Genomic DNA, 9,705 nt, shown 5'->3' on the forward strand with positions numbered 1-9,705 from the left:
CCTACGAAACAGAGGTGTTGGTGGCCAGCGCAGCCTGGCTTCCCAGGATCGCAGCTGCGGCTAAGCGCCCACTCATGGTGGCGCCTTCCATCGAATCGATGTAATCCTGCTTGGTGTAACTACCGGCCAGATAAAAATTGGCTACCGGCGTGGCTTGCTCTGGTCGGTAGGGCTCCATGCCTGGAGCCTCGCGGTAAAGGGACTGGGCCAGCTTCACCACGTTGCTCCACACCAGCTTCAGGCCCGCGGCCGAAGGGAACAGGCTTCGCACCTGGGCGTCGGTGTGGGCCACGATCTCTTCGGTTTTCTTGGGAATCCAGGGATCACCTGGGGTGAGCACGCACTGGAGCAAGGAGCCCTGCCCCTGCTTGCGGTAATCCTCGGGACTGGCCAGGGCCAGATCGGCGAAGCAGCTGAAGTCAGCGTCGGCGGTGTAGAGCAGGTTGTCGAGGCCAGCGGGGCTGCTGAGATCGGCTCGGGTGGCGGTGGCGGCGGCGCCATCACCGAGCTCGGTTACCCAGCCGTCATAACGGAGCTGCACGGTGGCCACCGGCACCGCATCAAGCTTGTAAATGTTGTCGAATAGGGGCCAGCGGCGCCAGGCTTGGGGCAGCATTCGCTGAATACCAGGCACATCACAAGCGGCCAAATAGGTGTCTGCGACTACGGAGACATCGCCCTCAGGGGTGCCGAGAGTGAGGCTGCTCACCCGGGTAACGGGCTGGCCATCGACGCCAGCTGCCCCCTCCTCGAAATGCACCTCCGTAACCCGGTGGCGCAGATGCAGCCGGCCGCCGCGCTGCTGGATGTAGTCGAGAATCGGGCCCGTGAGCCAGCGGTGGGGCGAGCCTTTGAGCAGGTTGAGCTTGGAGGCCTCGGTTTTGGAGGCAAACATCATGAAGATCGTGAGCATGCAGCGGGCCGAGATCGCCTCGCAATCAATGAAGCCCAGGGCGTAGGCGATCGGATTCCACATCCGCTTAATGCTCTGCTCACTGCCGCCATGGCCCACAAACCACTCCTGGAAGCTGATCCGATCCAGGGCTCGGATCGTCTTCATGGCCCCCTCGTAGTCCACCAAGCCGCGCACGATCGGGCTGGTGCCTAGGGCCAGGGCATTGCGCAGCTTGTCGATCCAGTCGAGCTGGGGAGTAGTGAAGAAGGCCTTCAAGCCGTTGAAGGGAGCGCCAAGGGCGAAGCGAAAGTCGAGCTCCCGCAGATCGCCGCCAGTATTCACAAACAGGTGGGTGTGGTCCTTGGGCAGCAGGTTGTCGATCGCCCCCACCTTGCGCATCAGGGCGAAGAGGTTGGCGTAGTTGAAAAAGAACACATGCAGCCCCATCTCAATGTGGTTGCCGCCCTCATCCACCCAGCTGCCCACCTTGCCGCCCAGAAACGGCCGGGCCTCGTAGAGATCCACCTGGTGGCCGGCATCCACCAGATCCACCGCCGCAGATAAACCGGCCAGTCCCGCTCCCACGATGGCGACCTGCACCCTTTCAACCCTCAGTAGTGCGCTGACTCTATGGAGACACTCCGCCAGGCAGCGAACGGGGAGCCTCCATACAGTGGTTGCAACTGGCGTAGATCTTGATGAGTACCGAAACTGTCACTGCTGTTGCAGCCCAGGCCCAACCCACCTTCACCGCCAAAGACGGGAAGGGGATCCTGATCACCGAACCGGCCATGAAGCAGCTGGGGGCTCTGATGAACCAGCAGGGCGAGGCCAAGGTGTTGAGGGTGGGCGTGCGCTCCGGGGGCTGCAGCGGAATGAGCTACACGATGGACTTCATCGATGCCAGCGCGATCCAGGGCGATGACGAGCACTACACCTACGAACCCGCCGATGCTCCCAGTTTCGCGGTGGTGTGCGATCCCAAGAGCCTGCTCTACATCTACGGAATGCAGCTGGATTTTTCCAGTGCCCTGATCGGCGGCGGCTTTAACTTCACCAACCCCAATGCCAGCCAGACCTGCGGCTGCGGCAGCTCGTTTGCGGTGTAATGCCCATCGGGTGGCAATCTGAGCAGATGACCAGGCAAGCCGCCTCCCTATGACCTCAGCAGACGTACCGTCCCTGTTCGAGCAGGCCATGCAGCGCTACCAGGAGGGAGTGGCACCGGCTGAATTGATCGATAGCTTCATCGCTATCACCGAGCAGTCCCCCAACCAGTCGGCGGGATGGACCTGCCTGGCTTGGCTGCAGCTGCTCGATGAGCAGCCCCAAGCCGCCCTGCGCTCCGCCAAAACCGCCGTGCGCCTTAACCCCCAGGACCCCCAGGCCCGCATCAACCTGAGCCTGGCCATGCTGGAAACGGGCGCCAAAGGGGTCCGCGAACACGTCGAAATTGTGCAGCGGGTAATGGCAATGGCGCCGGAGATGACTGGCGACCTGCAGAAGTCGATCGCCGATGGCCTAGTGCGCAAACCAGGCTGGAAGGCCATGGAGAAGCTGAAGGCCTGGCTGGCGGGTTGAAACCGGTTCTGCTACTCAGCAACGGCCACGGGGAAGACCTCAGTGGTGCCCTCGTAGCTGCCGAGCTGATGCAGCGGGGCATTCCGGTTGAGGCTCTGCCCTTGGTCGGTCACGGCAGCCCCTATCGCCAGCGGGGCGTGCCGGTGCTGGGCCGCACCCGCAGCTGCAGCACGGGCGGCCTCGGCTACACCAGCCTGCGCGGAAGGCTCAGCGAGCTGCTGGAAGGCCAGATGGGCCATGTGCTCGGCCGGCTATTGCTTCTACGCCGCCGCCGCCGCCACTACGGCCTGGTGGTGGCCGTGGGCGATGTGCTCGCGGTACTGGGGAGCTGGCTCTCGGGCCTGCCCAGCGCCGTTTATCTAGTTGCTTACTCCAGCCACTACGAAGGCCGCCTGCGCCTGCCCTGGCCCTGCGGCTGGCTGCTGAACCAAGCAAGCATCAAAGCCATCTGGAGCCGCGATTCCCTCACCGCCAGCGACCTCAGCCAGCAACTGCACCGTGCCGTGGTCTTCCTCGGCAATCCCTTCCTCGACGTGGTGAGCGCCGCCACAACCCAATCACTCCAGCCTCTAACAGCGTTGCAGCCTCTGGCGCTGGTGCCAGGTAGCCGCCTGCCGGAAGCGGCGCGCAATTTCGCTCTGATGCTGCGGGTGCTGGCCCTGCTGCCCGAGGAATGGGCGCGCAGCCAGCCCCTGCGGCTACGCGCCGCCCTGGTGTCCGAGCTCGACGCCAGTCGCGTTGCCAAGCTGGCCGGCCCCATGGGCTGGCGGCTCGAGGCAAGCGACCGGCTGGTTCGCGGCCCCCTGGCAGTTGAACTTGGCTGGGGCCAGTTTGGGGAGATCTTGGCCTCCTCCCAGCTGGTGCTGTGCATGGCTGGCACCGCCGCCGAACAGGCCGTGGGGCTAGGCAAGCCAGTGCTGCAGCTGGTGGGACAGGGCCCCCAATTCACAGCGGGCTTTGCTGAAGCCCAGCGCCGCTTGCTTGGCCCAGGCGTGCACTGCGCCCCCGGCAGCAGCGGCAGTGCAGCAACCCTGGCCGCCACCGCCCAGCTGGCTCAGGAACTGCTTAAGCAGCAAAGCGATCCCAAGCAAGGACCAGGCCTACGCCAGTCCCTGGCCGCCATTGGCCTGGAGCGAATCGGCGCTCCCGGCGGCAGCCAGGCGATGGCAGCGGCGATCATGGCAATGCTGCGCCCTAATCAGGCCTCTGAGCTGCCATGACCACACCTACCCCCCCCAGCTTGCTGCAGCAACTCAAGGGATCGATGGACACCCTGCTGGTGGTGGATGTGTTTGTGGTGATTGCCGGGGCAATTTGGTTTGCGGTAGCCGTAACCCTGCACAGCCAACACATCGAAGCCCCCCTGGAGTTGTTTCAGCGGCTGTGGGAACCGCTTTTTACCCCGGCAATTGGCTTGTTGATGGGAGCTGCCCTGCTCAGCGGGGTGCTGGGTTGGTGGCAGCGGCGAGGGCAGCGCTGAGCTGGGGATACTGAAAAGTGAATCCCTGGGCCAGTAAGCGCTCGGGCAGCACCTGCTGGCCCTCAAGCACCACCTGGGCCCCGTCGCCAAGCAGCAGCTGCAGGATCGGCCCTGGCACGGGCAACAGGCTGGGGCGCCCTAGGGCCTTGCCTAGGGCACTGGCGAACAGGCCCATGGTGGTGGTTTCCGGGCTAACGGCGTTGTAGACGCCGCTGTAAGCGCCATCCTCAAGGGCCGTGGCGATCAGGCGGCAGAGGTCGTGGCGATAAATCCAGCTCATCCACTGGCGTCCGGAACCGACCGGCCCACCGAAACCCAAACGGAAGATGGGCAACATCTTGCCGAGGGCACCACCATCGGGGCCCAACACGATGCCGATGCGCAGCTTCACCAGCCGGCAAGCAGCTGGAACCTGATCAGCGGCCGCTTCCCAGCGCTGACAGATCTCGGCCAGAAAATCGCCCCCGGCTGGGCTGGTCTCGCTGAAGCGCGTCTGCGTACTGGAGCCGTAGAAGCCCACGGCTGAACCATTAACCAACACGGCGGGGGGCTGCTCCAGCCGCGCCAAGGCAGCCACCAGCAGCTCAGTTGTGCGAACGCGGCTTTGCAGCAACAGCTGGCAGTGGCCAGGGGTCCAACGACGTTCAGCGATCGGCTCACCGGCGAGGTTCACGACACCCTCCGCCTCAGAGAGGGCCCTATCGAGGCCGTTATCAGCCCAACTGGCCGCATCGGCCGGATCTAGGCGTATGCAGGCCAGTCTCTTACCGACCAGAGCCGGAAAGGGCTGGGACTGACGGCTCACGAGGGTTAGCTCATGGCCTAGCTCAAGCAGAAAAGGCACCAGCTCGCGACCTACAAACCCCGAACAACCCAGCAGCAGCAGCCGCATTTCAGACCTAACAGCTTGAGGGAGGCTAGGCGGTTGCAATTGGGAGGGGCTGCCCAGAGCGCCTTAGCCTGAGCCAACAAACAAATTCACCATGGCTGACGCCGCCCCAGCACCTGCAGCCCAGACACCCTTGAAAAAGGGCAGCCTGGTGCGGGTAGACAAAGCTGCTTACATCGGCAGCCTGGAAGCCAGCGCCAGCGAAGCGCAACTGCCGGCCTACTTGGTGGAGGGTCCTGGCGAAATCCTTGCCATCAAGGGTGACTATGCCCAGCTGCGCTGGCGACGCCCGGTGCCGGATGTGTGGCTGCGGCTGGATCAGCTGGAGGCCTTTCCTGCTTGAACAGACTTTCCAGCTTTGTGACCTTTGGCACCCTTGGTAGAGCGTTGACTCTGACCAATCTTTGCCGGTTGTTTGCGCTCCTGATGGTGGCCTGGCAGCCCTTCCCGGGGGAATACCGGGTGCCGTTGGTGGGGTCAGCCCTACTGGGCTTAGCCCTTACCTGGCGCGGCGAATGGGGAGCGGTTGCTGAACCTGCCAAACGGCTGGGTTTGCTGCTGCTGTGTTTACTGATTCCAGGGTTGCTTTCCATACCCACATCACTAGCTCCGAGCAAAAGCTGGGGTGAAATCGCCTCAGTTGTATTGGTTGGGCTGGCCGGCCTAAGCGTGCTCTATGGGCTCCGCCACCAGCAAGATCACAGCTGGCTGCAAACTGGTCTAGTGATAGTGATTGCCGCTTGGATCGGCGATGGCCTGCTGCAAGCTCTCACCGGCGCAGATGTATTTGGGATCACGCCAAAAGCGGAGGGGATGATTAATGGGCCGTTCACTACCAACGGCATTTTTGGCATAATCGTGGCAGCAATGACCCCACTGGTGCTGTGGGAGCCTCTAAAACAACGCCAGCGCTGGGCCATTGCCCTTCTAAGTGGAATTGTAATAACGGTGACCCTCTCGGGCCAACGCAATAATCTATTACTACTGGGCCTAGGCCTGATTGCACTATCGAGTCTCTGGAGTAGGCGCACCCGCCTAATTGGCTTAGCGATATTGGTGGCAACCGTAGTTGCTGTATATCCATTTGCACCAACCCTTCAACAACGGTCGAACTGGATGATCTCGTCCGGAAGCGAAATGGTCGCCTCACTTCAGGAGCTACGCGAAAATCCAAGCGATGCCACATCAAGCAAGCGACTGTTTAATTCCTTAAACCGCTTCACCTCCGACAGAGCTTTTCTTGTTGACGCAGGGCTAAAAATGATTCAAGATCGCCCCCTTACCGGGGTTGGCATCAATGCATTCCGCCCTGCCTACCCGCTATATGCCCAGCTCACTCCCCATGGCCATCGAGACAAGCCCACCCATGCCCACAATATTTACCTAGAACTAACAGCCGAAACAGGGTTAATTGGCCTTGGCGGCCTCCTGCTAGCAATAGCACTTGGCTGGCGCTGGTTTGCGCTGGCGTGCCACGAAAGACAAAGAATGGCAGCACCCTATGCAGCCACATTACTAGTAATGCTTTTCCCACTAACAACCCACACCGTTTTATTTGCAGCATTTTACTTCTGCCTCCTGATAATGGTGCTAGGAGGTTTTTTAGCGGCCCTCTTTTCTCCAGAGGCAGTCATTGCCGCGCAAATTGAACCTACGCCAAATTAAATCAGCTCAACCAGCTAACTCCCGCCGCTGGGACTGCAATGACTGACGGCGCAGTCGAGCCTGCTTGAGAAGCTCTCGACCATCGTGCAGATATGAATCAACGTAGCCCATGGTGTAGCGCTCCAGTTCAGTGAGAGCGTCTTTCACCAAGCTGAGGCAGTGATAAAGATCGAGAGCAAATGCTTGGCCTCCTGGTGGACATACCTGGGAGCGGTAGATCAACTCAACCTTGTCTATGCGCGCCTGGCCCTGCTCGAGAAAGGCACAGAATGACTCCATCAAGGTGTCGTCGTAGGGATCGGCTGAAAGGGCCTTGAGCTGGGCTGGGAATGGGTTGATCACTTGAGCCAGAAGCCGATCAATAGGCGCATACACCTGCTGCAACCACTGCTGCAATACGGCATCAGTGGCAGCGCTGCGTGTGGACTGAGCACGGGCCCGCTTCACGGAAAAACTGGCGCCAGCCGGATCTAAAGAGGTGGGCGCTGTGAGGTCGTAGCGGCGGCGGCGATCGGCATCGCGTAATACCTCCCAGGCTGCATTTAGGGCCAGGATTGTGCGGTCATCACCGCCGGCATCAGGGTGGTGCTGCTTCACCAGGGACCGGTAGGCGGCCTTGATTTCAGCGCCGCTGGCAGTGGGTGAAACACCCAGCACGCGATAAGGATCTGCAGTGGGTTCAGCAGCAGCCAGGGCGAGGCCTCCGCAAGCAAAGGAATTTGTTGATGACTTTAGGAACTCAAGCCCCACTGCCCGCAGATATCGCTGCGGCTGCCCAACAAAAAACCCCAGCCGAAGCCGGGGTTGATCGAGGTGTGTGTTGAGAAGTGAAGGACGAAGGACCGGAAATGTGTGAGGAATCCGGTCCAGTTGGGTTCTGAGGATCAGAACTTGAAGGTGGTCTTCAGCACGGCGCCGAAGCTGTCGTCCGTAGTACGGGCGCTGTAGTCGAAACCGCCGTTCTCGATCCAGAAGATCGCGGGGGTCACGCTGATGTTGTCGGTGACCTGGAACTTGTACCAGACTTCCAGACCGAACTGATTGACGTCGGTGTTGTTCTCACCCAGGCCGATGCCGAAGGCGTTGCCCTTGATGACAGCGTCAGCCCACTGCAGGCCAACCATCCAGGACCAGGTGTCGTCGGAGGAGTTAGAACCGTTGTACTGGCTGGCACCAACGCCTGCACTGATCGAAGGCAACCAACCAGCCTGCTCAGGCTGCCAATAGGCGCTGAAGCCGTAGTTGTTGGTACCGTTGACGTTGTAGACGTTGACCTCGGTGGGGAGAGTTGTGATCCCACCAAGAATGGAGGCAGCTTCGGTGTAGTTGTAAGCGAAAGCAGCACCCCAGTTTTTGGCTGCGTAACCAACCTGAACGGTGGTGGTGCTGCCATCACCTAGACCACCACCAGTAGTAACTCCGTTAACAACGGTGTTCTGTTGGTAGCTGTAGGGAGCCGCGTACTCATTGGAGACGTAGCTGACGCTTAGGCTGAAGCCTTCCTTCTCGTACCAGATACCGGCACCGGCACCCAGGTTGAGGTTGTAAGCACCGTTGGCACCGGCCAGGGTGAAGCGATCCAGAATGGAGTCAGTGGGATAAACGCTGGGCCACATGGCCAGCATGTCGTCCTGACGCACCTTGGCACCAAAGGTACCGGTGAAGTTTTCGCCGATCGGGAACTGGTAGAAGAGGCGGTCGATGCTGACCACATCAGAGCCAGCTTCCTCTTGGAAGGCGGTTTCCAGCAGAGCGGAGCCGTTGGCACCGAACACGGAGCCACCGAAGTTGCCGGAGCGCAGGGTGGTGCGCAGCAGGTCCTTACCGGTGAAGCTCGTGTCGAGCATCAGGCGGACGTCGTAGTTGAAGGCGACCTTCTCAGCTTGCTGGCCGCTGACGATGGTTGCAGCTTGCTGAAGCGTGTTATTAGCGTTGACAGTAACGGGAGCAAAAGCACCCACGTAACCGTTGGAAGCACCGCCGATGGTGAAGGTGGCGATACCCTTCAGCTTGGTGGTGGTGGAGAACTGGTTAGCTTCCAGCTCGCCCACTTTGGCCTCGAGGCCGTCAACGCGACCCTTGAGGATGGCGAGTTCCTTTTCGAACTCGGCCATCAGCTTCTTGAGCTCGTCGGTCACTTCGGTGACGCGGTCGAGACAAGCGTTGAGCAGAGCAGCAGCTTCGAAGCGGGTCATGGCCCGGGCGCCCTTGTAGGTGCCGTCGGGGTAACCAGCGACGCAGCCGTAGCGCTCGATCAGGTTGGACAGAGCCTGGTAAGCCCAGTCGGTGGGCTTGACGTCAGAGAACTGGGAGATGCTGGTGACTTGCTCCTCGGAGGCGTACTTGTTGACGCCGTCCAAGTTGAGCTCAGCTGCGGTAGCGGCCACGGGGGCCAGCAGACCAAGGGCTGCAGGTGCAACCAGGAGTTGCTTAAAGAGTTTCATGGGTTCCTCACACGAGATGGCGCAATGCGCCGAACACATAATCACCCCGTATCACAGCAGCAGCACCTGGGCCTGTGCCACTGCGCACAATGACACGCGCTCCCAAAAACGATGCCCCCGACGGGCACTGGGCTCGTCGGGGGCTCTCGCCGGGTCCGCTATGGCGCGGAACCGTTTGATCAGGAATCAGGCGCCGAAATCAGCCGGCGTTCTCCGCGATCAGCAGACCCTGGGTGAAACAACTGGAACTCACGGGCACCTCCTCCTCTGGGGATTGGAGCCAGCCGGCGATGCATTCGGCAGGATCAGCACCCGAAGGTCCAGATCTTTGCCACATCACTGCTGACAGAACCCGCAAAATTTAGCCAATAAAAAAGCGCCCCCGTGGGGGCGCTGAACTTGATTTCGGATATCAAAACCAAGCTTCGATCAAAGAGCGTTGCCGCGGGGCAGAACCTCTTCAGGGAAGACGAAGTTTTCATGCGGCTGGTCAGCCGGTGCCATCCAGGCACGCAGACCTTCATTCAGCAAGATGTTCTTGGTGTAGAAGGTTTCAAATTCGGGGTCCTCTGCAGCGCGGATCTCCTGTGACACGAAGTCATAGGCGCGCAGGTTGAGGGCCAAGCCGATGATGCCGATGCTGCTGGTCCAAAGACCCATCACCGGCACAAACAGCATGAAGAAGTGCAGCCAGCGCTTGTTGGAGAAGGCGATCCCGAAGATCTGGCTCCAGAAGCGGTTGGCGGTGACC

11 protein-coding genes and 1 pseudogene are annotated in these 9,705 nt (G+C 60.8%); 6 read left to right on the plus strand and 6 right to left on the minus strand.

Annotation, left to right across the window (positions count from 1 at the left end):
- Window position 1 precedes the first annotated feature (1 nt).
- Window positions 2-1,495 (minus strand): 9,9'-di-cis-zeta-carotene desaturase, encoded by a 1,494-nt coding sequence (gene zds / locus KBY99_RS14090; RefSeq protein WP_254999687.1) that lies wholly within the window; start codon window positions 1,493-1,495, stop codon window positions 2-4.
- 98 nt (window positions 1,496-1,593) lie between these two features.
- Here zds and KBY99_RS14095 point away from each other — a divergent pair, with 98 nt between their 5' ends.
- Genes KBY99_RS14095 through KBY99_RS14110 form a run of 4 tightly spaced genes read left to right on the plus strand, consistent with a single transcriptional unit; the run spans window position 1,594 to window position 3,956 of the window.
- Window positions 1,594-2,004 carry a HesB/IscA family protein gene (locus KBY99_RS14095; RefSeq protein ID WP_254999688.1) on the plus strand — a complete coding sequence of 137 codons (411 nt, stop codon included), beginning with the start codon at window positions 1,594-1,596 and terminating at the stop codon, window positions 2,002-2,004.
- 49 nt (window positions 2,005-2,053) lie between these two features.
- The gene (locus tag KBY99_RS14100) at window positions 2,054-2,476 is read left to right on the plus strand and encodes a tetratricopeptide repeat protein (RefSeq protein ID WP_254999689.1); all 423 of its coding nucleotides are present in this window, start codon (window positions 2,054-2,056) and stop codon (window positions 2,474-2,476) included.
- Entirely contained in the window at window positions 2,473-3,696 is a 1,224-nt protein-coding gene (locus tag KBY99_RS14105; protein ID WP_254999690.1) for a lipid-A-disaccharide synthase-related protein, read from the plus strand. Before KBY99_RS14100 ends, KBY99_RS14105 begins: the two co-directional genes overlap by 4 nt.
- Window positions 3,693-3,956, plus strand: a complete 264-nt coding sequence (locus KBY99_RS14110) for a hypothetical protein (RefSeq protein WP_106633073.1) — start codon at window positions 3,693-3,695, stop codon at window positions 3,954-3,956. Before KBY99_RS14105 ends, KBY99_RS14110 begins: the two co-directional genes overlap by 4 nt.
- Here the strand turns inward: KBY99_RS14110 and KBY99_RS14115 are convergent.
- Complete coding sequence (locus tag KBY99_RS14115; protein WP_254999692.1) at window positions 3,913-4,848, minus strand: TIGR01777 family oxidoreductase; 936 nt, start codon at window positions 4,846-4,848, stop codon at window positions 3,913-3,915. The genes KBY99_RS14110 and KBY99_RS14115 overlap by 44 nt on opposite strands.
- Window positions 4,849-4,939: 91 nt before the next feature.
- Here KBY99_RS14115 and ndhO point away from each other — a divergent pair, with 91 nt between their 5' ends.
- Window positions 4,940-5,188 (plus strand): NAD(P)H-quinone oxidoreductase subunit O, encoded by a 249-nt coding sequence (gene ndhO / locus KBY99_RS14120; RefSeq protein WP_254999693.1) that lies wholly within the window; start codon window positions 4,940-4,942, stop codon window positions 5,186-5,188.
- Window positions 5,185-6,510, plus strand: a complete 1,326-nt coding sequence (locus KBY99_RS14125; RefSeq protein ID WP_254999695.1) for an O-antigen ligase family protein — start codon at window positions 5,185-5,187, stop codon at window positions 6,508-6,510. The genes ndhO and KBY99_RS14125 overlap by 4 nt, the downstream gene beginning before the upstream one ends.
- A gap of 6 nt (window positions 6,511-6,516) precedes the next feature.
- Here KBY99_RS14125 and KBY99_RS14130 read toward each other — a convergent pair whose 3' ends face one another.
- The 4 genes and pseudogenes from KBY99_RS14130 to KBY99_RS14145 all read right to left on the minus strand — a co-directional run.
- A complete protein-coding gene (locus tag KBY99_RS14130; RefSeq protein WP_254999696.1) occupies window positions 6,517-7,167 on the minus strand; it encodes a J domain-containing protein in 651 nt (216 codons plus the stop codon).
- 227 nt (window positions 7,168-7,394) lie between these two features.
- Window positions 7,395-8,954, minus strand: coding sequence for an iron uptake porin (locus KBY99_RS14135; RefSeq protein WP_254999697.1), 1,560 nt, complete (start codon window positions 8,952-8,954; stop codon window positions 7,395-7,397).
- A gap of 199 nt (window positions 8,955-9,153) precedes the next feature.
- Window positions 9,154-9,291: a hypothetical protein gene (locus tag KBY99_RS14140; protein WP_254960823.1), complete on the minus strand. Its 138-nt coding sequence runs from the start codon at window positions 9,289-9,291 to the stop codon at window positions 9,154-9,156.
- Window positions 9,292-9,383: 92 nt separating this feature from the next.
- Window positions 9,384-9,705 (minus strand): annotated as a pseudogene (locus tag KBY99_RS14145) (photosystem II D2 protein (photosystem q(a) protein)); the annotation flags it as partial.

The organism is Cyanobium sp. Maggiore-St4-Cus (assembly GCF_024345615.1).
Lineage (GTDB): Bacteria > Cyanobacteriota > Cyanobacteriia > PCC-6307 > Cyanobiaceae > Cyanobium_A > Cyanobium_A usitatum.